17 protein-coding genes are annotated in these 23,015 nt (G+C 73.0%); 8 read left to right on the top strand and 9 right to left on the bottom strand.

Annotated elements, in window-relative coordinates:
* The first annotated feature begins 82 nt into the window (after nucleotides 1-82).
* On the top strand, nucleotides 83-2,644 hold the full coding sequence (locus ACZ6NZ_RS16150; RefSeq protein ID WP_465858785.1) for an FtsK/SpoIIIE domain-containing protein: 2,562 nt from the start codon (nucleotides 83-85) through the stop codon (nucleotides 2,642-2,644).
* A 28-nt stretch (nucleotides 2,645-2,672) separates the two neighbouring features.
* Nucleotides 2,673-3,392, top strand: coding sequence for a hypothetical protein (locus tag ACZ6NZ_RS16155; RefSeq protein WP_465858786.1), 720 nt, complete (start codon nucleotides 2,673-2,675; stop codon nucleotides 3,390-3,392).
* 36 nt (nucleotides 3,393-3,428) lie between these two features.
* On the opposite strand, the gene folE is transcribed toward ACZ6NZ_RS16155, so the two are convergent.
* From folE to ACZ6NZ_RS16175, 4 genes are all read right to left on the bottom strand, one after another.
* Entirely contained in the window at nucleotides 3,429-4,094 is a 666-nt protein-coding gene (gene folE, locus ACZ6NZ_RS16160; protein ID WP_091403265.1) for a GTP cyclohydrolase I FolE, read from the bottom strand.
* 35 nt (nucleotides 4,095-4,129) lie between these two features.
* Complete coding sequence (gene ftsH, locus ACZ6NZ_RS16165; protein WP_465858787.1) at nucleotides 4,130-6,148, bottom strand: ATP-dependent zinc metalloprotease FtsH; 2,019 nt, start codon at nucleotides 6,146-6,148, stop codon at nucleotides 4,130-4,132.
* A gap of 528 nt (nucleotides 6,149-6,676) precedes the next feature.
* A complete protein-coding gene (gene hpt, locus ACZ6NZ_RS16170) occupies nucleotides 6,677-7,252 on the bottom strand; it encodes a hypoxanthine phosphoribosyltransferase (RefSeq protein ID WP_030328005.1) in 576 nt (191 codons plus the stop codon).
* A 100-nt stretch (nucleotides 7,253-7,352) separates the two neighbouring features.
* Nucleotides 7,353-7,598 carry a hypothetical protein gene (locus ACZ6NZ_RS16175; protein ID WP_366612395.1) on the bottom strand — a complete coding sequence of 82 codons (246 nt, stop codon included), beginning with the start codon at nucleotides 7,596-7,598 and terminating at the stop codon, nucleotides 7,353-7,355.
* A gap of 42 nt (nucleotides 7,599-7,640) precedes the next feature.
* Between ACZ6NZ_RS16175 and ACZ6NZ_RS16180 the strand changes: the two genes are divergently transcribed.
* Nucleotides 7,641-8,603 (top strand): GlxA family transcriptional regulator, encoded by a 963-nt coding sequence (locus tag ACZ6NZ_RS16180; protein WP_465858788.1) that lies wholly within the window; start codon nucleotides 7,641-7,643, stop codon nucleotides 8,601-8,603.
* 15 nt (nucleotides 8,604-8,618) lie between these two features.
* Here ACZ6NZ_RS16180 and tilS read toward each other — a convergent pair whose 3' ends face one another.
* The 3 genes from tilS to dacB form a co-directional block, all read right to left on the bottom strand.
* A complete protein-coding gene (gene tilS, locus ACZ6NZ_RS16185; RefSeq protein ID WP_465858789.1) occupies nucleotides 8,619-9,611 on the bottom strand; it encodes a tRNA lysidine(34) synthetase TilS in 993 nt (330 codons plus the stop codon).
* A 10-nt stretch (nucleotides 9,612-9,621) separates the two neighbouring features.
* A complete protein-coding gene (locus tag ACZ6NZ_RS16190; protein ID WP_366612243.1) occupies nucleotides 9,622-10,692 on the bottom strand; it encodes a zinc-dependent metalloprotease in 1,071 nt (356 codons plus the stop codon).
* A gap of 93 nt (nucleotides 10,693-10,785) precedes the next feature.
* Nucleotides 10,786-12,276: a D-alanyl-D-alanine carboxypeptidase/D-alanyl-D-alanine endopeptidase gene (dacB, locus tag ACZ6NZ_RS16195; RefSeq protein ID WP_465858885.1), complete on the bottom strand. Its 1,491-nt coding sequence runs from the start codon at nucleotides 12,274-12,276 to the stop codon at nucleotides 10,786-10,788.
* Nucleotides 12,277-12,788: 512 nt separating this feature from the next.
* Between dacB and ACZ6NZ_RS16200 the strand changes: the two genes are divergently transcribed.
* Entirely contained in the window at nucleotides 12,789-13,295 is a 507-nt protein-coding gene (locus ACZ6NZ_RS16200; RefSeq protein ID WP_210864877.1) for an inorganic diphosphatase, read from the top strand.
* 31 nt (nucleotides 13,296-13,326) lie between these two features.
* Here ACZ6NZ_RS16200 and eccD read toward each other — a convergent pair whose 3' ends face one another.
* On the bottom strand, nucleotides 13,327-14,730 hold the full coding sequence (gene eccD / locus ACZ6NZ_RS16205; protein ID WP_465858790.1) for a type VII secretion integral membrane protein EccD: 1,404 nt from the start codon (nucleotides 14,728-14,730) through the stop codon (nucleotides 13,327-13,329).
* 100 nt (nucleotides 14,731-14,830) lie between these two features.
* Here eccD and eccCa point away from each other — a divergent pair, with 100 nt between their 5' ends.
* The 4 genes from eccCa to ACZ6NZ_RS16225 all read left to right on the top strand — a co-directional run bounded on the left by eccCa (nucleotide 14,831) and on the right by ACZ6NZ_RS16225 (nucleotide 21,809).
* Nucleotides 14,831-18,808 (top strand): type VII secretion protein EccCa, encoded by a 3,978-nt coding sequence (gene eccCa, locus ACZ6NZ_RS16210; protein ID WP_465858791.1) that lies wholly within the window; start codon nucleotides 14,831-14,833, stop codon nucleotides 18,806-18,808.
* Between the two features lie 74 nt (nucleotides 18,809-18,882).
* Nucleotides 18,883-20,223, top strand: a complete 1,341-nt coding sequence (gene mycP / locus ACZ6NZ_RS16215; RefSeq protein ID WP_465858792.1) for a type VII secretion-associated serine protease mycosin — start codon at nucleotides 18,883-18,885, stop codon at nucleotides 20,221-20,223.
* Between the two features lie 52 nt (nucleotides 20,224-20,275).
* On the top strand, nucleotides 20,276-21,067 hold the full coding sequence (locus ACZ6NZ_RS16220; RefSeq protein ID WP_465858793.1) for a phosphatase PAP2 family protein: 792 nt from the start codon (nucleotides 20,276-20,278) through the stop codon (nucleotides 21,065-21,067).
* 37 nt (nucleotides 21,068-21,104) lie between these two features.
* Nucleotides 21,105-21,809 (top strand): phosphatase PAP2 family protein, encoded by a 705-nt coding sequence (locus ACZ6NZ_RS16225; protein ID WP_465858794.1) that lies wholly within the window; start codon nucleotides 21,105-21,107, stop codon nucleotides 21,807-21,809.
* Between the two features lie 19 nt (nucleotides 21,810-21,828).
* Here ACZ6NZ_RS16225 and ACZ6NZ_RS16230 read toward each other — a convergent pair whose 3' ends face one another.
* Nucleotides 21,829-23,007: a MarP family serine protease gene (locus tag ACZ6NZ_RS16230; RefSeq protein WP_366612254.1), complete on the bottom strand. Its 1,179-nt coding sequence runs from the start codon at nucleotides 23,005-23,007 to the stop codon at nucleotides 21,829-21,831.
* Between the last annotated feature and the right edge of the window lie 8 nt (nucleotides 23,008-23,015).

A 23,015-nucleotide genomic window follows, 5' to 3' on the forward strand; every position in this document is an offset into this window, starting at 1 on the left:
GCCGAGGCGCCTCCCGGAGGAGGACCGTCGGCTGGGATACCGTCTCTGCTCGGGGAGGGGTTGCCAACCTCGGGTAGAGGGGGTGGACGCGGTGGCCGGTCCGAAGGCTCGCACGAACCGCGCCGCAGCCCTGCACCGTCGGGCGTCGGCCGTCGTGACCGCGGCTGCCGGGATCCTGGACGAGACGCGGCCGGCGCCGGCCGATCAGCGCCGTCAGTACGAGGTGGCCGACCGGTTACGGACCGCTGCGGCCTTGCTGGCGCCAGGCTGGTCGGGTGCTGCGCTGGACTCACTCACCGTGGATTCGCCGGCCGGTGACGGTCCGCCGCCATTCGTTCGGGTCGGCACCGCAGCGCCGTTGGACGACGCTCGTTTCCCCGCGTTGGTGCCACTTGTCGGCACCGGTCACCTCAGCGTGGACGCTGACGCGCGGGAGCCACGGGTCGCGGGGCTGCTTCGGGCCGTACTTCTGCGGTTGTTGGGTGCGGCCCCGGCGGGTGCCCTGCTGATTCGCGCTGTGGATGCCACCGGGGCTGCGTTGACGCCGTTCGGGGCACTCGCGGACGCTGGCCTGATGCCGCCACCGGCGGTGGACGTGGTGGGTCTGCGCGCGGTGCTGACCGAGGCGGAGCAGTGGGTGACGCCGGGGGCGAGTGGGCGACGCCGCCATGATCGGACGCTGTTGCTGGTGGTGGCCGCGCTTCCGGAGTCGACCGGCCCGAGCGATCTGGCGCGCATCGAGACGTTGGCCGAGCAGGGGCCAGCCGCTGGGCTGCACCTGGTGGTGGCGGGTTGGCCGCCGGCCGGCCCGTACTCGGCCCGGGCGCCGCTGCCGCACACCACCGCGCTGTCGTTGCGGAATGCGTACGCGCTGCTCGGCGATCCGCCGGGGTCGTCGTTCGCCGGGCCGGGCGCTGATCCGCCGGGCGGTTTGAACTCGCCGGTCTTCGTGGAGTCGGATCCGCCGGCCGAGCTGGTCGACGCGGTCTGTCGGCGGCTCGCCGAGCAGGTGGAGGCGGGCTCCCGGTTGGCGTTGGCTGCTCTGCTGCCGCCGACTGGTGAGCGACTGTGGGAATCGGACTCGGCCGACGGGTTGACCACGACCGTCGGCGATGCCGGTGGCCGGTCGGTGCCGTTGGGCTTCACCGAGTTGACCCCGCACTGGTTGGTGAGCGGCCGGTCCGCGGCGGGCCGGGCGGCGTTCCTGACCACCGCGTTGCTCGGCCTGGCCGCCCGGTACGGCCCGGACGACCTGGTGTTCTACCTGGCGGATCTCGGCGACGGCGAGTCCTTCGTGGAGTTTCTGCAGACCGAGCGGGACCGGTCGTGGGTTCCGCAGGTGCGCGCGGCGGCGATGGCCGCCGACCGGGAGTACGTCCGGGATCTGCTGGACGAGTTGTCGGCCGAGGTCCAGCGCCGCACGGAGGCGGGCGCTCGGGCCGGGGGGCAACGCTTCGCGGAGCTGCGTCAGCACCAACCGCTGCCCCGGATCGTGTGTGTGGTGGACAATGTGCCGCTGCTCTTCGCCGAGCGGGACCGGCTGGCCGCCGAGGTGGCCGCCCAGTTGGAAGGGCTGGCCCGGGCGGGTCGGGCGTACGGCGTACACCTGGTGTTGGCGGGTGCCGGCGAGTTGGGGCTGAGTGCGCGCGCGGATGCTGGTCATCGGGATTCGGTGCTCGGACAGTTCCCGGTGCGGGTGGCGCTGCCGGGTGGGAGTCCGGTGTTGGAGCCGACCAACGACTCGGCGGCCGGTCTACCGGTGGGCAGTGCGGTGGTGAACACGGCCGGCGGGCTCGGCGGCCCCCGGGGAGCGATCCGGGGTCACGAGAGGTTGATCCGTCACCCGGACCCGCAGGATCATCCGGAGGTCGTGGAGAAGCTGCGGCACGAGTTGTGGGCGGCCCGTCCAGCGGGTTCGGTGCCGCCGAAGGTCTTCGCGGGTTACGCCCGCCCACTGCTGGGCAACGATCCGCGCCACCGGGCGGCGCTGGCGGGACAGGCTCACGGGCCGGCCGCCCTACTGGGCCGGGCGGTGGACGTGGCCCGGTCGACGGTCGCCGTGCCGTTGGGGCCGGCGGCCGGGCGCAACCTCGCGGTGTTGGGGTCGGGCACCGCAGCGGGCGGGCTGTTGGCGACGGCGGCGCGGAGCACGTCGGCTCACCATGCGCCGGGCAGTGCCCGCTTCCTGGTGGCGGCTCCGGATCCGGGGGCCCGGGTCCTGGCGGAGGCGTTGACGGCCGATCTGGCGACCCGGCATCCGGCCGAGTTGGTGGATCTGCCGACACTGCTCGCGGACGCGACCGACGACCTGCCGACGTACCTGGTGGTCTTCGGGCTGGACCGGCCGGGTCCCCGGGAGCTGCCGGTGGACCGGCTGCGGTCGCTCCTGCGGGACGGACCGCCGACGGGGCGGCATCTGCTGGGCTGGTGGCGCGCGGTGCCGCCGTTCGCCGCGTTGTTCGAGCCAGCGGGTGAGGTCGACAAGCTGGCGGCGGTGGCCGTGCTGGACGTGCCGGTCGCGCAGCTCACGGCGGTCTTCGGTCGGCCGGTCGAGTGGCAGGTGCGCCCCGACCGGGCGGTCCTCTGGGACGGCCCGGACGAGCGGGGCACAGTTCTGGTGCCGTTCGCCGACGTGGCCGGCTGATCGGGTGGCGCACGTGGAGGGTGTCGAGATGGATTCGATCGCGACGGTGACCGGGCCGGGACGGCAGCGGGCAGCCGCGGCGACCGGGGACGCCACGCCGCGGGCGGTCGAGCCCAGCAGTGCCTGGACGGAGTATCTCGCGGCCGCCCGCCAGCTGGACGGGGTACGCCGGGGCGCGGCTGCCGCCGCCGGTGAGCAGGCCCGGTCGGCGGAGGCGGCCCGGGAGGAGTTGACGGTGCTCCGTACCGGGCTGGCGAGTCAGCAGGAACGGTTGCGCGAGTTGGGCGTACCGGCGATCTCCCTCGTGCCGTCACCGCCGGAGCTGACGGAGGCGGCCCGGTCGATGACGGGCGGCCCGGCGGCCGTGTTGGCGGCGCTGCGGACCGCGCGTGGTTGGGCCGAGGCGGCGGACGGGGCGCTGGCGGCGCGCCGCCGGTTCCGGCCGCGGTCCTGGCCCGCGAGGGCGCGCAACCTGCTGGTGTACGGGCCGTTCGCGCTGTTGGTGCCGCTGATCCAGGTCGTGGTTCTGGCGGCGACGGGGGTGGGACCGGCCACCGTGGCGGCGTTGATCTGCGGGCTGCCGATGCCGGCGGTCGCGTTCGTCGCCGGTTGGATCGGCATTGGCCGGTTGTTCCGGGTCGACCCCACCGAGCGACTGGACCGTACGGTGCGTTTCGGCGCGTTGGTGTGCCTGGTGCCGGCGGTCCTGGCGACGGTCGGCCTGCTGCTGGCCCTGCTCGCCGGCTGACGGGCGGGACCTGCCCGGCCGTGGTGCGACGGGATCTCAGCGGGGGATGATCAGCGCCATCGCCTCGGCCCGTGACTTGGAATCCGACTGCAGGATCCCGCGTACGGCCGACGTGATGGTCTTGGCACCGGACTTCTGGATGCCGCGCATCGCCATGCACATGTGTTCGCATTCGAGCACGACGACGACGCCGCGTGGCGCGAGTTTGCTCATCAGCAGGTCGGCGACCTGCGAGGTGAGCCGTTCCTGCACCTGCGGACGGCGAGCGAAGACCTCGACCAGTCGGGCCAGCTTGGACAGGCCGGTGATCCGCCCGTCGGGGCCGGGAATGTAGCCGATGTGCGCGCTGCCCCGGAAGGGCAGCAGGTGGTGCTCACAGAGGCTCATCACGTCGATGTCCCGGACGATGACCAGCTCTTCGTGGTTGGCCTCGAAGGTGGTGCTGAGCACCTGGGCCGGGTCGACCCGCAGGCCGGCGAAGAGTTCGGCGTACGCGCGGGCGACCCGGGCCGGGGTCTGCTGGAGTCCGTCGCGGTCCGGGTCCTCGCCGACCGCGATCAGGATCTCGCGGACGGCCTTCTCGATCCGGCCGAGGTCGACGGCGTCCTCGACGGGGCGGCCGGTCAGTTTGCCGCTGATCAGCCGCGCGGCCACGTAGTCCAGCTCGTCGTCGCCGTCGGGTTCGGTCGCGGAGACGGCCAGCTCCCGGTGTGGGGAGCTGGCCGTCGGGTCGTTGCTCAGTGCGTGCCGTCCGAGTTGTTCGACGGTGTCCCGCCGCCGACCGACGCCTGCGCGCCGTCGGCCTGGGCCTGCGCCTTGAGCTTGTCCTTCTCCGCAGGGGTGAGCACGGGCGGCTCGGTGGAGGGCTGACGCTTGCCGAAGCCGTTGTACGGCGCCAGCGGCGGGCGCTTGACCACCCGGGAGCAGATCCGCGCCATGTCGGCCGTGGAGAGGGTTTCCTTCTCCATCAGCTCGAGCACGATGTTGTCCAGGACGTCCCGGTATTCCACCAGGATCTCCCAGGCCTCGTCGTGCGCCAGCTCGACCAGTGCCCGCATCTCGCCGTCGATCTCGGCGGCCACCGAGTCCGAGTAGTCCCGCTCGTGGCCCATGTTGCGGCCGAGGAACGGCTCGTCCCCGCTGGTGCCGTACTTGATCGCGCCGAGCTTGGAGCTCATGCCGTACTGGGTGATCATCGCGCGGGCCAGTTGGGTGGCCTTCTCGATGTCGTTGCCGGCGCCGGTGGTCGGCTCGTGGAAGACCAGTTCCTCGGCAGCGCGACCGCCCAGCGCGTACGCCAGGGTGTCGATCATTTCGGCGCGGGTCTGCGTGTACTTGTCTTCGGTGGGGAGCACCAGGGTGTGGCCCAGCGAGCGGCCACGGGACAGGATCGTCACCTTGTGCACCGGGGCGGCGTGCGGCAGCGCCCAGGCGACCAACGCGTGGCCACCCTCGTGGTACGCGGTGATCTTCTTCTCCTGGTCGCTCATCACCCGGGTCCGCCGCTGCGGACCGGCGACGACCCGGTCGATCGACTCTTCCAACGAGTCGTTGCTGATCGCGCGCTGCTCCTTACGAGCGGTGAGCAGCGCCGACTCGTTGATCACATTGGCCAGGTCGGCGCCGCTGAAGCCCGGCGTGCGACGGGCCACCGCGTCGAGGTCGACGTCGGGCGTGAACGGCTTGCCCTTGGCGTGCACCCGCAGGATGGCCTTGCGGCCCTCCATGTCGGGGGCGTCCACCGGGATCTGCCGGTCGAACCGGCCCGGGCGCAGCAGCGCCGGGTCGAGGATGTCCGGCCGGTTGGTGGCCGCGATCAGGATGACGCCGCCCTTGGTGTCGAAGCCGTCCATCTCGACGAGCAGCTGGTTGAGCGTCTGCTCCCGCTCGTCGTGGCCGCCGCCCATGCCGGCGCCACGGTGCCGGCCGACGGCGTCGATCTCGTCGACGAAGACGATCGCCGGGGCGTTCGTCTTGGCCTGCTCGAACAGGTCACGGACCCGGCTGGCGCCGACGCCGACGAACATCTCCACGAAGTCGGAGCCGGAGATGGAGTAGAAGGGCACCCCGGCCTCTCCGGCGACCGCGCGGGCCAGCAGCGTCTTGCCGGTGCCGGGCGGGCCGAACAGCAGCACACCCTTCGGGATCTTGGCGCCGAGGGCCTGGTACTTGGCCGGGTTCTGCAGGAAGTCCTTGATCTCGTACAGCTCTTCGACGGCCTCCTCGGAACCCGCGACGTCCGCGAAGGTCGTCTTCGGAGTGTCCTTGGTGATCATCTTGGCCTTGGACTTGCCGAAGTTGAGCACCCGGGAGCCGCCGCCCTGCATCTGCGACATGAAGAACAGCAGCAGGAGCACGAGCAGCGCGATTGGCAGCAGGTTGACCAGCAGGCTCACCCAGATGCTGTCCGAGGAGACCTTGGTGTCGGCCGGGCCGGTGACCCGGTTGGCCGCCTTGGCGTCCAGCACCTCGTTCCAGATCTGGTCGCCAGCCTGGTACGGGAACTGGGCCTCGATCTTGTTGGTCTCGGTCTTGCCGAACTTGGTCTTCTGGGCCAGGTCCAGTTGGAGCGTCTGCTCCTTGTCCTGGAAGACCGCCTTGTTGATCTTGGCGGTGTGCAGCTGATCGAGCGCAACGGAAGTGTCCACCCGGTGGTAGCTGGGACCACTGGTGAACAGTTGACTGAGCACAACGGCGCCGAGGATGACCAGGATGATCCAGACCACCGGTCGGCGGAAGAAACGCGTACGTTCCATACTGTTGTCGAGCGCCGGGGCGCCCGCATCCTCCTGATCGACGTCCTGACCGTCTGATGGTGTCGCCGCGCTGAGCGGCGGCCGGAGCCGCCGTGCGGGCCGACTCGACCCCGAGGCGCGAAAACTACCGCGCCGCGGTCATTCGACGGTACACCGTGTACGCGAGGAGTGAGCTTGCGAGCCCCGCAGTCGTGCACCATCAAAAGACCATGTACGCCAGCAGCGAAACTGCGAGCCTGCGCACTCCGCGCGCCTTCGACATCGACGACACGCACCGTGGGCAGGCCCACCAGCCCCGCAGCCGCCGTACGGCGAGTCCGGGTGGAAGCCGGCGTGGCGGGGAGTCCGGCTCGGCCACCCGAGCGCCCGGTCACGCGATCGAGTGGGTCGAGCGCGGAGGAACCTCCGGGCCACCGTGCTACACGGTAACCGCATCAGCTGAGAGCGCGCTGAACGTCGGCTTGATGGATGCCGATACAAGTCGGGCTCACGTCGACCCGCGGGTCGTCGTGACGGGTCGACCCGGCGTCAGGAGCGGGCGTAGACCTCGGGCTTCAGCACCCCGACGTAGGGCAGCTCCCGGTAGCGCTCGCCGAAGTCGAGGCCGTACCCGACCACGAACTCGGTGGGGATGTCGAAGCCGACGTACTTCACCGGCACCGGCACCTTCACCGCGTCCGGCTTGCGGAACAGGGCGACCACCTCGACGCTCGCCGCCGAACGCGACTCGAGGTAGCGCAGCAGCCAGGAGAGCGTGAGCCCGGAGTCGACGATGTCCTCGACGACGACCACGTGCCGACCGGCGATGTCCCGGTCCAGATCCTTGAGGATGCGGACCACCCCGGAGGAGGTGGTGCCCTGGCCGTAGGACGAGATGGCCATGAAGTCGAGCTCCGCCGGCGGGCCGTTGCGGCCCAGGGCCCGGGCGAAGTCCGCCATGAACATCACCGCGCCCTTGAGTACGCACACCAGCAGCAGCCCGTCGCCCACGTGGGCGTAGTCGGCGGAGACCTGCTTGGCCAGCTCCGCCGTCTTCTCGCGGATCTGCGCCTCGGAGATGATCACGTGGTCGATGTCGGCGTCGTACCAGGAGCCGTCAGCCATGACTCCTAGCCTGCCGTACGTCGGATGACCTCCGTCGGCGGGGCCGCACCTTTTGGCGCGGTCCCGCCGAGGATTTTCTGCGCAAACAACGCTAATCACATCAGTTGGTGCGTGACCGCCAGCGGCGGCCATCGTCGCTCGGCTTCCAGTCGGCCGAATCGTGGCTGTCGACGGTGAGGCCGGCCGCCGAGGCGGCGGCGAGGAGGACGAGGAACAGGAGGATGAACAGGAACTCCATGGCGGCGCTCGCTTTCGCATGATTGCTGTCGGTTTCGCCGCCGGTGCGCACCGGACTGAGACAAGTCTGCGACCTCGCGAAGCGATCGGACAGTGGCAGGAATGCCATTGGTCATCGATTTACTGCCACCTTCCGGGTTACCCTCGTCACATGCTGCGGTCCGTTGCCGTCCTCGCCCTCGATCAGGTCGCCCCCTTCGAGCTCGGCGTGCTGGCCGAGGTGTTCGGCACCGACCGGACAGCCGACGGTTTCCCCGCCTACCGCTTCCAGGTGTGCAGTCCGGACGGCGCGCCCGTGCGTACCTCGTCCGGCTTCCACCTCACCCCCCACGCCGACCTCGGCCCGGTCGACGAGGCCGACCTGGTGGCCATCCCCGCGCACAGCCAGGGCACCACGGTCCCCGGCCCGGTGCTCGACGCGCTCCGCCGGGCCGACGCCCGCGGGGCGTACCTGTTCAGCGTCTGTTCCGGAGCCTTCCTGCTCGGCGAGGCCGGGCTGCTCGACGACCGCGGGTGCACGACCCACTGGCGGTACGTGGACGAGCTGCAACGCCGGCACCCGCGCGCCCGGGTGCGGTGCAACTCGCTCTACGTCCAGGACGGTCGGTTGCTCACCAGCGCGGGCACGGCGGCCGGCATCGACGCGTGCCTGCACCTGATCCGCCAGGAGCACGGCTCGGCCACCGCGACCCGGCTGGCCCGGCGGATGGTGGTCCCGCCGCACCGCGACGGCGGCCAGTCCCAGTACGTCGAGGCGCCCATCCCGAAAGCGCCCGAGGCACCCACCCTCGAACCGGTGCTGGAGTGGCTGATGGGCCACCTGGACCGGACGATCACCGTGGAGGAGTTGGCCGCCCGCGCCGGCATGGCGCCCCGCACGTTCGCCCGCCGGTTCCGGGCCGAGACCGGCACCACCCCGCACGACTGGCTCACCAACCAGCGGGTGCTGCTCGCCCGCCGGCTGCTGGAGGAGACCCCGTTGAGCGTGGAGGCGGTCGCCGACCAGTCCGGCTTCGGCGACGCGGCCGCGTTGCGCCACCACTTCAGTCGCCGGGTCGGAGCCACCCCACACAGCTACCGGACCACCTTCCGGGACCGGGCACACAGCGGCTGAGAGCGGCCGGTCAGGTCAGGCGGGGCGCACCGATGCCAGCCGGCCGTCGCGGCGGAGCACCCGGACACCGCCGGGCAGGTCGGCCGGGCCCTGACCGTGCCAATCGGTCACCAGGGCGTCCAGAGCGGCGACGTGCCGGTGCGACAGGGCACCGGGCGGCGCGCCCAACTCGCGGGCCCAAGCGTGCAGAACCCGGCTGCGTACGGCGGGAACCAGGCCGAGCAGCGCCGGTACGGACAGCCCTCCGTCGGGACACCGGGCCGCCGCCAGCGCCGCCGCCGCCAACTCGTCGAGCGCGGCGTTGTCGGCGGCCACCAGCCGCGCGGTCCGCGCCAGGTTGTCCACCACACCCGGCCCGAGCGCCCGCACCAGCGCCGGCAGCAGGTCGCCCCGCACCCTCGACCGGGCGTACGACGGGTCGCTGTTGTGCGGGTCCTGCCACGGGCTCAGCCCGAGGGCGACGCAGGCGGCGCGGGTCTGATCCCGTCCGATCTCCAGCAGCGGGCGCAGCAGTGGCACCCCGCCCAGATCGCGCCAGGCGGGCATCCCGGCCAGCCCTCGTGGGCCGGCGCCCCGGGCGAGCGCGAGGAGCACCGTCTCCGCCTGGTCGTCACGGGTGTGCCCGGTGAGCACCGCGACGGCGTTCTGCTCCCGGGCCGCCTCGGTCAGCGCCTGGTAGCGGGCCTCGCGGGCGGCTGCCTCCGGCCCGCCGGGACGCCCGGCCACCTCCACCCGGACCACACTCGTCGACCCGAACCCGACCTCTCGCCCCCAGGTGGCCACCGCCTCGGCGCGCTCCGCGGAGCCGTCCTGCAAGCCGTGGTCGACGGTGACGAGCCCCGCGGCGCGGCCCAGCCGCGGCGTCACGAACGCGGTGGCCGCCGCGAGCGCGAGCGAGTCGGCTCCACCGGAGCAGGCGACCAGCACCGGCCCGCCGGACGGCAGACCGGTCAGGGCGCGGCGGACCGCCACCCGGATCGCGGCCACCGGCGGAGCGAGCGCGGCCACCGGCGGGTGGTCAGCCAGCGGCCGGGATGGTGCCGGCCGGCCCGTGCACCCGGGCGACCCAGGCGTCCGGGTCACCCAACTCCGACAGTCGAGGCAGGGTCAGCGGCGAGTTGAAGATCGAGTTGAACCCGTCCATGCCGACGCGTTCCACCACCCCGTGCACGAACTTGCGCCCCTCGGCGTACTGGCGCATCTTGACGTCCACGCCGAGCAGCCGGCGGATCGCCTTCTCCAGCGGGTTGCCCGCCTCCCGGCGTCGGTTGAACGACGCCCGGATCCGCTCCACGCTCGGGATCACCTGCGGGCCGACGCCGTCCATCACGAACTCGGCGTGCCCCTCCAGCAGGGTCATCAAGGCGGTGAGGCGGTCCAGCACGGCCCGCTGCGCCGGGGTCTGCACGATGTCCAGCACGCTGGTGCGGCTCTCCGGGTCACGGACCGCGTCGGACAGGGTGGCCACCCCGCGCCGCAGCCGCTCGACCAGGTGCTCGCTGCCGGTGGACGAGGCGTCGACGAACGCCTGCACCTCGCTGAGGAAGTAGGCCCGCATCCACGGCACGGCCGTGAACTGGGTGCGGTGGGTGACCTCGTGCAGACACACCCAGAGCCGGAAGTCCCGAGGGTCCGCGCCGAGCTTGCGCTCCACCTCGACGATGTTCGGCGCGACCAGCAGCAGCTGGCCCGGGTCGGCCGAGAAGACCTCGTACTGGCCGAGCACCCGGCCGGAGAGGTAGGCCAGCACCGTCCCGGCCTGCACTCCGGTGAGCCGGGACCCGATCGCCTCGGTCAACGCGCCCGGTTGCTTGTCGCCGGAGAGCCGGCTCACCAGCGGTGTGATCACCTCGCGGAGACCGGCGATGTTGGTCGCGGCCCAGTCGCGGCGATCGACCACCCGGACCGGCGGATGCGACACCTGCGCCCGCAACCCCGTGTAGTCAGCCACGTGCCCGGCCGCCTCGTCGGTCAGCCGACGCAGGTCGCCGACCACGTCGGTGGCTTCCGCGTACGACACGCGGGGGCCAGACTTGCTCAACGCCCCCGCGGTTGCGGCGGCCAGATCCCAGTCCACGAACTGCGCCATGAACCCACCGTACCCGCGCCGCGACACCCCGGCCCGGGCTCGCGCCCTCGATCGACGCCGATGGCGACCGCGTCGCTCCCGAACCGGCGACGGTCAGCCGCAGCCGCAACCGGCCAGCGCGGCGGCGATCCGGTCCAGTGCCGGCTGGGCGGTGTCCCGGTCCCCCGGCACCTTGTCGGTGAGCACCGCGAAGGTCAACAGCCGACCGTCGGCGGTGGTGACCAGGCCCGCCACGGAGTGCACGCCGGTCAGGGTGCCGGTCTTGGCCCGGACGCTGCCCGCGCCCGCGGCGGTGCCCGCAGCGGTGCGGTAGCGCTCGTTCAGCGTCCCGGACCATCCGCCCACCGGCAGACCGCCGAAGACGCCGGCCAGCTCCGGATGGTCCGGGCTGGCGGCCAAGCGGATCAGGTCGGTCAGCAGCGACGGGCTGATCCGGTTACGCCGGGACAGGCCGCTGCCGTCGGAGACGCTGATCTCGTCGGCGGGCAGGCCCAACTCCGCCACCTCGGCGTCCATGGCGGCGGCACCGCCGTCGAACGAGGCGGGTTGACCGCGGGCCAACGCGACCTGCCGGGCGAGCGCCTCGGCCACCAGGTTGTCACTCTCGCTGATCATGACGTCGACCAGCCTGATCAGCGGCGGGGACTGCACCACGCCCAGTTCGGTACCCGGTGCCGGGCTGGCACCGGCCGCTGCCTGGGGCGGGGCCGCTCCCCGCTTCACGGAGTCGGTCGGCACCCCGAGCAACCGGGCGAACGCCTTGCCGGCGGCCAGGTCCGGCTCGGCGAACCGAGGGGCGGACCCGTGCTCGACGCCCGGGTCGGTCCGCGCACCGTCGGTCATCAGCGCGGTCACCGCGCCCCCGGAACCGCCGGTGGGGATGTCGTCGTCCCAGCCGGGGCCGTAGACCGGGCCGGAGTAGACCGAGCCGTCGACCGTGACACTGGTCGGGGGTGTGCCGCCGAGCGCGGTACGCACCTGGGCGGCCAGATCGTCGAGGCGCGCCGCGCCCGGGTAGTAACCCTTCTTGTTGATCGCGAGGGTCGGGTCGCCACCCCCGATGATCACCACCTCGCCGGCCTTCGCGCCGGCCACGGCACGGGTGGGGATCCGGTAACCCGGCCCCCGGGCCGCCAGCACGGTCACCGCGGTCGCCAGCTTCGTCACCGAGGCGGGCACCGTGCCGTCGTCCGCCCCCTTGGCGAACAGCGTCTGACCGGTGATCACGTCGGCGACCGAGACGTTCACCCGGTCACCCAGGGCGGCGACGCCGACCAGTGGATCGAGCGCGGCCCGAACCCCGTCCGGGGTGGGCACCGGGGCGTTCGGATCCGGGCCACCCAGCACGTCCGACGGGGCGGGTTCCGGAGTCACGCCGACCGCGTTCGGCCCGGACCCGGCGTCGTCGCCCAGCCACCCGGCGACCGGGCCGGGACGGGTGATCACGATCCCGACGCTGGCGAGCACCAGCAGGAGGACGGCGGCCAGCACCAGCGGCAGTCGTCTCCTGGGGCGTGGCGGGGCGGGCGCTGGCGCTGGCGCGGCGTCGGCGGGTGCCGGCAAGGCGGAGATCGGCGGCCCCACCGGGGGGACCCCGGCCGGGCCGGGGGCGGTCGGTCCGGGACCGAACGACGGGCTGACCGGGGCGGGGCTCACCGGGACCGTGGCGCTGCCGCGTGGCGGACCGCTCACCGGTTGCTCACCGCCGGCTACCGGGAATCGACCCGCGTTCGGAGTGGGCGACGCCGGCCCCACCGGTGGGCGCCAGGGCAGCGGCGGGGGCCGCTCGGGCACCGTCTCCGGTGCCGGGGTCGGTGCTTCGGGAGCCCGTGGGAGGTGCGCCTCCGGCACCGGCACCCGCCCCTTGGCACTGCCGGAGCCGGATCGTCCGGTACCGTGCGCGGAGCCCCCATCCGGGCGGTAGTGTGAATCTTCCCTCCCCACGACCCCCTCCTCCCCCAGCGAAAATCGGCTTGGGTGACACTACTTCGGTCCGAAGACTATGCGGCGGCCGGAGTCGGCGGGTGGGCATTCACCTGTCCGGGGGGCCGCCAGTGGTTCCGTTAGCCAGCGTGGGCAGACGAGGGAGCGTGCAGATGGATTTCGACGTGACGGTTGAGATCCCCAAAGGTCACCGGAACAAGTACGAGGTGGACCACAAGACCGGCCGGATCCGGTTGGACCGCACCCTCTTCACCTCCACCCAGTACCCGGCCGACTACGGGTTCATCGAGGGCACCCTCGGCGAGGACGGCGACCCGCTGGACGCCCTCGTGCTGGTCCCCGAGCCGACCTTCCCGGGCTGTCTGATCCGCTGCCGCACCATCGGCATGTTCCGGATGACCGACGAGAAGGGCGGGGACGACAAGGTCCTCTGCGTGCCCTACGAGGACCCGCGCCAGGAGCACCTGCGCGACATCCACCACCTGGGCGAGTTCGACCGCCTGGAGATCCAGCACTTCTTCGAGGTCTACAAGGACCTGGAGCCCGGCAAGTCGGTGGAGGGCGCGACCTGGGTCGGCCGCACCGAGGCCGAGGCCGAGATCCACGCCTCCTACCAGCGGGCCCGCGACGCCGAGGCGCGCGGCGAAACCATGCACTGACCAGCACTGACGCACCGGGCCCGGGGGTCGCTCAACCGAGCAGCCCTCGGGCCCTGTCGTACAGGTCGAGCACCGCGCAGGCGATCGGCACCACGGCGACCACCAGGGCCGTGTCGGTGAGGTCCGCGACCCTCCCGAGGTACGGCGAGACCGGCCGGCGGGCGTACCCGGTGCCGCTGGCGATCGCCACCAGGGCCAGCGCCGCCCCGCCCAGAACCAGCACCAGTCGCCCGGTCTCGTCGGCCCGACCGACCAGCACGGCACCCAGCGCCGCGTAGCCGGCCAGCCCGGCGAGCACCGTCGGCACCCGGTGTCGCAGCGCCACGAACAGCCGCGACCGCAGCAGCAGCACCGCCGAGGTGACCGCCACCAGCACCCGCCCCGCCGTGCCACCGGCGACCACGAGGACGACCGCTGTGGCCACCACCAGCAGCGCGTGGCCGATGAGCATCCCGGTGAGCACCTCCTCGGTGCGGATCACCGCGGCGAGCACGCGGCCCCGGTCCGGCAGATCCCGGACCCGCTCCGGCTCCTCAGCGGGGGTGGCGGCGGGCAGGGTGATCGGCGGCAGCGGTAGCTTGCCCAGCCGGATGGCCAGCAGCGGGATGACGCCGACGGCGAAGACCAGTGCGCTGATCAGCACCGCCGCCGTACCGGCCGTGGTCGTCAGCAGCCCACCGAGCGCGGCCCCCGCGCCGATCAGGCCGACGGTGACACCGGCCACGAAGACCCGCAGCCGACTGGCCACTCCGAGGAAACCGATCAACGCCACCAGCAGCAGCGAGACCGAGCCGGCCAGCAGTTCGGGAGCGCCCACCCAGCGGGCCGGCCCGATCGGCCCGACCGGATCACCGGAGCCGACGGCCAGGGCACCGGCCGTGAACGCGTAGGGCAGCGCGTAGCCGCCGAGCGTCGCCCCGGCGATGCCGTCGCCGTTGGCGCGGGAGGCCACCGTGCCGGCCACGGTGAGCACCAGCGCCACGGCGGCGGCCGCCAGCCAGCCGGCCCGGTGCGTCGGGCCGCCGGCGAGCAGCGCGAGCAGTCCGACCGCGAGCGGTACGGCGGCACCGGCCAGACCGGCTGCCCGGGTGGCAGTCGGCGACCAGGCGCCGCCGCGGCGGCGAGCACCGTCGGCGATGGCCTCGATGACGTCGTCGTACTCCAGCTCGGGCCAGTGGGCGCGGGCCGGCACGAGATGCAGCACCTCACCGTCGCGGACTCCCTGCGGCAGCAGCGCCTGTGCGGTCACCAGCAGCGCTCCGTCGGTGCGGCGCAGGACCCAGCCGCCGTGCTGCTCGCCGTCGTCGGCGAGCCCGACACCGGCGTGCCGGAGCACGTCGGGCAGCAGCTCAGCCAGGGGCACCTGCTCCGGCAGGGCGACGTCCACCCGTCGTTGCGGCGCGCTGATGGTGACGCGTGCCAGCCCGGTAGTCATCGACTGGTCTCCATATCGAGGGGATCGGAGGCTGCGCGGACGACAGGACTTTACCTACCATGAGCCAGGCTCGGGTTACCCAGCGCTGTCAGGAGGCCGAGTGTCCACCGTCGTCATCAAGCGCCCCCCGCGCCGACCAGCGCCGGAGATACCCGCCGGTGAGCTGCCGGTCGACGCGCCGCCGGAGATCCCCGTGGTGACCGGCGGGCGGTGGCAGCAACTGCTCATGCTGCTGCCCATGCTCGGCGGCACCGTGGCGATGGCGATGATGTTCGGCCGGGGCGGCGGCGCCTACTCGTACGTGGTGGGCGGCATGTTCGGGCTCTCCTCGTTGGCGATGCTGGTGACATCCTGGGGCAGCGCCTCCGGCACCCCGAAGAAGTCCGAGATGATGGCCGCCCGCAGGGAGTACCTGCGCCACCTCGCCACACTGCGGCGACGGGTACGCCGCACCGCGGGCCAGCAACGGGCCGGGCTCTACTACCGGCACCCGGACCCGGGCCGGCTCTGGTCGACGGTGGACAGCCACCGGGTCTGGGAACGGCGCCCCGCCGACCCCGACTTCGCCGTGGTGCGGGTCGCCGTCGGGCCGCAGACCCTGGCCACCCCACTGGTTCCACCGGTCACCCGGCCGCTGGAGGAGCTCGAGCCGATGACCGCCGGCGCGCTACGCCGCTTCCTGGACGCGTACTCGGTGGTGCCGGACCTGCCGGTGGCGCTGTCGCTGCGCAGCTTCGCCCGGGTGCACGTGCGATCCGCCGGCCGTGGCCGGGCCGCGACCACCGACGGGCCAACCACCGGCGACCCGGCGGCGCAGGCGCTGGTCCGGGCCGTGCTGACCCAGCTGGCGGTCTTCCACGCCCCCGACGAGCTGCTCCTCGCGGTCTGCGCCGGGCCGGAGCGCCGCGCCTGCTGGGAGTGGGTGAAGTGGCTTCCGCACGCCCATCATCCCGGCCGCGCCGACGCGCTCGGTCCGGTACGCCTGGTCACCAGCTCGGCCGCCGAGTTGGAGTCGCTGCTGGCCGACGTCCTGGCCACCCGGTCCCGGTTCAGCCCGGCCGGTCCGGCCACCGACGGCCAGCACGTGGTGGTGGTCCTCGACGGCGGCGACCTGACCGGTGCCAGTGACCTGACCGGTGACGGCGGCATCGACGCGGTCACCGTGCTGGACCTGGACACCCCGCCGCCCCGACTGCTGGACCGGTACGCGTTGCTGCTGGAGTTGCACGGCCGGCGGTTGCACTCGCGGTCCTCCGACGGGCACGCCGAGGTGGGCGCCGCCGACCAGTTGGACCTGGCCGACGCCGAGGCGGTCGCCCGACGGTTGGCACCGCTGCGGCTCGCCGGCGCGGCCCGCGGGCCGGACTCCCCGCTCCAGGCCGACCTGGGTCTCCCCGAGCTGCTCGGCCTCGGTGACCCGGAGAGCTTCAGCGCGGAACAGGGCTGGTTGCCACGCTCGGCACGCGACCGGTTGCGGGTGCCGATCGGGGTGGGCGCGGACGGCGGCGCGATCGAGCTGGACCTCAAGGAGTCCGCCCAGGACGGTATGGGCCCGCACGGCCTGCTCATCGGGGCGACCGGGTCCGGCAAGTCCGAGCTGCTCCGCACGCTGGTGCTGGGGCTCGCCGCCACGCACAGCTCCGAGCAGCTCAACTTCGTGCTCGTCGACTTCAAGGGTGGCGCCACCTTCACCTCGTTCGACCGGCTGCCGCACACCGCGGCCGTGATCACCAACCTGGCCGACGCGTTGCCCCTTGTCGATCGCATGGTGGACGCGATCAACGGGGAGTTGGTCCGCCGCCAGGAGTTGCTGCGGCGGGCCGGCAACTTCGCCAGCGTGCGCGACTACGAGCGGGCCAGGGCGGCCGGCAGCCCCCTCGCGCCGCTGCCGTCGCTGCTGCTGATCTGCGACGAGTTCTCGGAGCTGCTCTCCGCCAAGCCCGACTTCATCGACCTGTTCGTGCAGATCGGCCGGCTGGGCCGGTCGCTCGGCGTGCACCTGCTGCTCGCCAGCCAGCGCCTGGAGGAGGGTCGGCTGCGCGGGTTGGACACCCACCTCTCGTACCGGATCGGGTTGCGCACCTTCTCGGCGCTGGAGTCCCGGACGGTGCTCGGCGTGGCGGACGCGCACGAGCTGCCCCGCTCACCGGGTCACGGCTACCTGCGGGCCGGCACCGACCCGCTGGCCCGCTTCAAGGCCGCGTACGTCTCCGGCGCCGTCCGCCGGCGCGCCGTGCCGGGCGGCGTCGCCGCCGAGGGAGGAGCGCGGCTGCTCACCTTCACCACCCACGTCGTACCGGTGCCCGAGCCGGAGACCCCGGCCCTGCCCGTCGTGGCGGAGGAGGAGGGCGCCAGGACGCTGCTCGACCTGCTGGTGGACCGGCTCGTCGGGCAGGGCCCGCCGGCGCACCAGGTCTGGCTTCCGCCGCTGGGCCAGCCGCCCGCCCTGGACGAACTGCTCGGCCCGGTCGAGGCGCACCCGAAACGCGGGCTGACCGTGGGTAACCCTGAGCTGCACGGGGCCCTCGGGGTGCCGATGGCGGTGGTGGACAAACCATTGGAGCAGCGCCGGGACCTGCTCTGGCTGGCGCTGGACGGCGCCGCCGGCCACGTCGCGGTGGTCGGCGCGCCGCAGAGCGGCAAGTCCACCGCCCTGCGCACGCTGATCTGCGCGCTGGCGCTCACCCACACACCGGCCGAGGTGCAGGTCTACTGCCTCGACTTCGGCGGCGGCGGGTTGGCCGCGCTGCGCGACCTTCCGCACGTCGGCGGGGTGACCGGCCGCGCCGATCCGACCGCCGTACGACGCACCGTCGGCGAGATGACCACGCTGCTGGTCGACCGGGAACGCCGCTTCGCCGAGCTGGGCGTGGAGTCGATGGCCGCGTACCGGCAGCGTCGAGCGGCAGCGGGGACCGTGGGCCAGCCGGGCACCGACCCGTACGGTGACGTGTTCCTGGTGATCGACGGGTGGACCACCATCCGCGGCGAGTACGACGACCTGGAGCCACTCGTCACCGACCTGGCCACCCGGGGCCTGTCGTACGGGCTGCACGTGGTCGCCACCGGGCTGCGCTGGCTGGATTTCCGCCCGGCGATCCGGGACCTGTTCGGCTCCCGGCTGGAGCTGCGTCTCGGTGATCCGGCCGACTCGTTGGTGGCCCGGCGTGCGGCCGCCAACGTGCCGGAGCGCTCCGGCCGCGGGGTGACCGCGGAGGGCCTGCACTTCCTCACCGCGCTGCCGCAGCTCGGTACCGCCGGCGGGGACACCGCCGACCTGGTCAAGAGGGCCGCCGACGGGTGGGCGGGTGCTCGGGCGCCCCGGGTGCGGCTGCTCCCGCCGGTGCTGCCGTACGCCGATCTGGACCTCACCTCGACCACCGGGCTGCGGCTGCCGATCGGGGTCGCGGAGGCGGACCTGCGCCCGGTGTCGCTCGACTTCGCCAGCGAGCCGCACTTCGTGGTCTTCGGGGACTCGGAGTGCGGCAAGTCGTCGTTCCTGCGCGCGCTGGCCACGTCGATCACCACCCGGTTCACGCCCGAGCAGGCCCGGGTGATCCTCGTCGACTACCGGCGCAGCCTGCTCGGCGCCATCGAGACGCCACACCTCATCGGGTACGGCACCGCGGCGGCGCACACCGCCGACCTGGTCGAGTCGGCCGCCGGGTACCTGGAGCGGCGGGCTCCCGGGCCGGAGGTCACGCCGCAGCAGTTGCGGGACCGGTCCTGGTGGTCCGGGCCGGAGCTGTTCGTGCTGGTGGACGACTACGACCTGGTGGCGGCGGGGCCGGCGAACCCGTTACGCGCGCTGGAGGAGCACCTGCCGCACGCCCGGGACATCGGGCTGCACCTGGTGCTGGCCCGGCGGTCCGGTGGGGCGAGCCGGGCCCAGTACGAGCCGATCGTGCAGCGCCTGCGGGAGCTGTCCACGGCCGGACTGGTGATGGCGGGCAGCCCCGAGGAGGGCGCGCTCGTCGGGTCGGTGCGTCCCGGGCCGTTGCCGCCGGGGCGTGGTCGGCTGGTCACCCGACGGGAGGGCGTACGCCTCGTTCAGCTGGCACAACTGCCGCCGCAATGACCTGACTCGCCGGTTCTTCCCGTGACGGGTGGGGAAACCGGTAATCTCCGATCGTCATGGTTCCGTCGGGATGAATGGCTGGGTATGTGACTGGGGTGCGGCACAGCGGTCCGTCGGCGGCCCGACGAGCGACCAGCCGGGCGCTGCTCGGCGTGGCCGCGGCGCTTGCCGTCGTGGCCCCGACCGCGGCAGTCGTGCCGGTCGCCGCGCCCACGAACGGTGGACAGCTCGCCGGCGCGCCGATGGCGTTCGCCCCCGGTGACGCCGTCGCCCGCACCGACCAGGTCCGCGACGAGCAGTGGCAGCTCGACGAGTTGCAGGCCGAAACGGCGTGGCGCAGCTCGACCGGCCGGGGCGTGACGGTGGCCGTGGTCGACTCCGGAGTGGACGGCAACCATCCCGACCTGGTTGGTCAGGTGCTGCCCGGCAAGGACCTGGTCGGCCCCGGTGGCGCCCCGGGCCCGGATCCGGTGGGTCACGGCACCACCGTCGCCGGCCTGATCGCCGGGCGCAACGACGACAAGCGGGGCGTGGTCGGCCTCGCACCGGACGCCCGGATCCTGCCGGTCCGGGTGCTGGACGAGGAGAACCGTTACGACGACGCGCTGATCGTCGCCCAGGGAGTCCGCTGGGCGGTCGACAACGGTGCCCGTGTGATCAACCTGTCGTTGGGCGGCAGCGGTGACAGCCCGGCCCTGGCCGCCGCCCTGGACTACGCGTTCGTCCGGGATGTGGTCGTGGTCGCCTGCACCGGCAACCTGGCCACCTCCACCAGCACCAAGGTCTGGTACCCGGCTCGGGAGCCGGGTGTGATCGCGGTGTCCGGTCTCGAACGCAGCAGCGACAACCTGTGGTCCGGCTCGATCACCGGTCGGGCTACGGTGCTCACCGCTCCCGCCAGCGGCCTGGTCGGCGCCAAGCCTCCGGGCGGATACTGGCGGGTGCAGGGCACCAGCTTCGCCGCGCCACTGGTGGCGGCGACCGCCGCGCTGGTCCGGTCCCGCTATCCGCAGATGCCCGCGGGTGAGGTGGTCAACCGGTTGTTGGCCACCGCCCGGGACGTGGGCCCGACCGGGCGGGACGACCGCTTCGGGTACGGGGTGGTCGACCCGGTCGCCGCGTTGACCGCTCAGGTGCCGCCGGTGACCGCCAACCCGTTGGACGACCAGACGTCGCCGGGCGTGACCGGTTTCGGTCCGGCGCCCGGCTCGGTCGACGACGATCCGGTGGCCGGGGCGGGCGCCGATCCACTCGGTCTCGCCGCATCCGGTCAGCAGAGCCGCTGGACGGCTCGGGCGGCGGGCGGTCAGGACACGTCCGCGCCGGAGCAACTGTGGGTCACCGTCGTGCTCATCGTCGCTCTGGTCGCCGGCGCGGCCCTGATGGTGCGCCGGCTGCGTCAGCGGCCCCGTTGACAGCGACCGGCCGGCAGGCCTGAGCGGCTGCCCGGCCGGGTAGAACGGACCCATGAGTACGCACCGGCCACCCACCCTCGCGCCCACCGGCCAGCCGTCCTGGCGGCACCGCCGATTCGACCCGGACCGCGCGCTGGGTCTGCGGCTCACCCTCGCCGCGACCGCGGCGTTCCTGGTGCTGGTGCCGTTCGCGCTGCTCACCCTGCTGGTGCTCGGCGCCTGGGCGCCGTTGCACCGGCTGGACACGGCGGTCACCGACGCGCTGCACAGCTACGCCCAGGATCACCCGGCCTGGGTCGCGTTGATGCAGGGCTGGACCGAGGTGTTCGCACCGATGCCACTGCGCGCCGTGGTCCTGCTCCTGGTGGTCTGGTTGCTGCGCCGGGGCGCCCGCCGGCTGGCCCTCTGGGCGGCCACCACAATGGTCGTCGGCGGGTTGGTCGGTCCGCTGCTCAAGTTGCTGGTCGGCCGGGACCGGCCGGAGTTGCTGGACCCGGTGGCCCGGGCCGCCGGCTACTCGTTCCCCTCCGGGCACGCGCTGAACGCCACCCTGGCCGCCGGGGTGCTGCTGCTGGTGCTCCTGCCCTACGCGGGACGCGGGGTGGCGCGGGCCGCGCTCTGGGTGGCGGCGGTCCTGCTCACAGTGGTCACCGGGCTGAGCAGGGTGACGCTGGGCGTGCACTTCACCAGCGACGTGGTGGGTGGATGGTTGCTCGGTGTGGCGGTGGTCGCTGCCACCACCGCCGCGTTCACCAGTTGGCGGGCCCACACCGGTCTTCGGCCGGTCCGGCCGACCCGCGACGGCGTCGCTCCCGAGGTCGAGCGGCAGCCGGGAGCGGCCTGAGGAGTGACGGCGAAGTCGGCCGGGTACTGGGCGACCCATGTCCGAGACCGTGATCCAGATCGTCCGGCGGGTGCTGCTGCCGGTGTCCCTCCTGCTGGGGCTCATGGTGCTGCTCGGGGTGCTGGTCACCCGGGTGTTCGACGGTACCTGGCCGTTCACCGTCGAGGACGCGGTCAACCGGGAGTTGGCAGCCGACCGCACCGGCGGCTGGAACGACGTCTCGCTGGTGTTCAGCACGCTGGCCAGCACCCAGATGATCGTCGTGGTCACCGTGCTGGTGGCGTTGGCGCTACGGCTCTGGCTGAAGCGCTGGCGCGAGCCGCTGTTCCTGTGCGCGGCGGTGACCGCCCAGGCACTGGTGTTCCTTCTGACCACGCTGGCGATCGACCGGCGGCGGCCGGCGGTGGAGCACATGGACGTCTCGCCGCCCACGTCGAGCTTTCCGTCCGGGCACACCTCGGCAGCGGTGGCGCTCTACGTCGGCATCGCCGTGCTGCTGGCGCTGCGGGCACGGAGCACCGGCGCGAAGGTCGCCTGGTGGACGCTGCTGCTGCTGGTGCCGCTGGGCGTGGCGCTGACCCGGATGTACCGGGGCATGCACCACCCGAGCGACGTGGTGGCGTCCTTCGTCAACGGCGGCACCTGCGTCGCGATCATGGCCCGTGCCGTGCTGGATCGAGGGCTGCGGTGGGGTCGGGCAAAGCTGCCGGCCGTCGGGCGTCCCGCCCCGGCTCAAGGCTGAGCCGACCGCACGGCGACGCTCAGGTGCACTCGCCGGTGCCGACCTGCCTGTTGCGCTCGGCACCGGCCAACGCCACCGGGCGGGCCTCGGCCGCCGTCACGGCGAAGCCGGTGTTCGGGTCGTCGGACGCCGCCGCGAAGATCACACCGAGCACCAGGCCGTTGGCGGAGAGCAGCGGGCCCCCCGAGTTGCCGCTGCGGACCAGCGCCCGGATCGTGTAGATCTCCCGGGTCACCTCGTTGGACGAGTAGATGTCCGGGCCCTTGATCCGGTCGACGTCCCGGACCCGCGCCGACTGCGCGTTGTACGGACCGTCGAGCGGGAAGCCGAGCACTATCGCGTCGGAGCCACTGCCCGCGTTGCCGGCGGCGAACCGCAGGGACGGGCCGGGCAGCCCGGGTACGAGCAGCACCGCCAGATCCCGGCTCGGGTCGTAGACCACCACCTTGCCGTCGTACCGCTCGCCGCCCAGCTCCACGGCGACCGAACGGGTGCCGGCCACCACGTGCGCGTTGGTCATCACCCGGTCGTCCGCGTACACGAAGCCGGAACCCTCGATCCGGCGTGAGCAGCTGGGCGCGGAGCCGAGCACCTTCACGACCGACTGTCGACCGCTGAGCACCACCTGCGAGCCGGCCAGTGCCGGGTCCGGCGGGTCGACCTGCCGGGCCCGGGTGGGCGCGAGGTCACCGAAGACGTCCGGGAACCCGTCGGTGTCGACGGTGTCCTCCAGCGCCGTGGACAGCCGGTGTGCCTGCTCCGGCAGGACCTGGTTGACCACCGTGATCAACGCGCTGTTGCGGACCGAGGCGGCAAGCCAGGGCACCGACGACGAGCCGAGCGGCACGGCGACCAGCCAGGCGAGCAGGAGCACCGCGAACAGCGAGACGAGCGCCCCGCCGACGTCGTCGGCCCGTCTGCCCACGTCGCTGGTGATCGTCTTGCGCAGGTGCGAGCCGAGCCAACCGGCGAGGGCCTGCCCGACCACCGCCAGCCCGAAGATGGCCACCAGCGAGATCAGCACACGGGTGCCGGCGTCCACGAACTGTCTGGCGAACAGCGGCCCGAGCTGGAGACCCAGCAGCAGACCCAGGAAGAAGCCGGACAACGAGGTGACGCCGATGACGAAACCCTGGCGGTATCCGCTGATCGCGAACACGAGCATGAGCAGCAGCAGGACGAGATCCACGACGGACACGGCTCAAG

This window comes from Micromonospora sp. NPDC047756 (assembly GCF_055587245.1).

What these genes read in the sequence shown, in the direction of transcription:
- ACZ6NZ_RS16200 (WP_210864877.1), top strand. Translation starts at nt 12,789, where the DNA reads ATGGATTTCGACGTGACGGTTGAGATCCCCAAAGGTCACCGGAACAAG.
- ACZ6NZ_RS16225 (WP_465858794.1), top strand. Translation starts at nt 21,105, where the DNA reads ATGTCCGAGACCGTGATCCAGATCGTCCGGCGGGTGCTGCTGCCGGTG.
- ftsH (WP_465858787.1), bottom strand. Translation starts at nt 6,148, where the DNA reads ATGGAACGTACGCGTTTCTTCCGCCGACCGGTGGTCTGGATCATCCTG.
- mycP (WP_465858792.1), top strand. Translation starts at nt 18,883, where the DNA reads ATGGCTGGGTATGTGACTGGGGTGCGGCACAGCGGTCCGTCGGCGGCC.
- eccD (WP_465858790.1), bottom strand. Translation starts at nt 14,730, where the DNA reads ATGACTACCGGGCTGGCACGCGTCACCATCAGCGCGCCGCAACGACGG.
- ACZ6NZ_RS16220 (WP_465858793.1), top strand. Translation starts at nt 20,276, where the DNA reads ATGAGTACGCACCGGCCACCCACCCTCGCGCCCACCGGCCAGCCGTCC.
- ACZ6NZ_RS16180 (WP_465858788.1), top strand. Translation starts at nt 7,641, where the DNA reads ATGCTGCGGTCCGTTGCCGTCCTCGCCCTCGATCAGGTCGCCCCCTTC.
- ACZ6NZ_RS16175 (WP_366612395.1), bottom strand. Translation starts at nt 7,598, where the DNA reads ATGGCATTCCTGCCACTGTCCGATCGCTTCGCGAGGTCGCAGACTTGT.
- ACZ6NZ_RS16155 (WP_465858786.1), top strand. Translation starts at nt 2,673, where the DNA reads ATGGATTCGATCGCGACGGTGACCGGGCCGGGACGGCAGCGGGCAGCC.
- hpt (WP_030328005.1), bottom strand. Translation starts at nt 7,252, where the DNA reads ATGGCTGACGGCTCCTGGTACGACGCCGACATCGACCACGTGATCATC.
- ACZ6NZ_RS16190 (WP_366612243.1), bottom strand. Translation starts at nt 10,692, where the DNA reads ATGGCGCAGTTCGTGGACTGGGATCTGGCCGCCGCAACCGCGGGGGCG.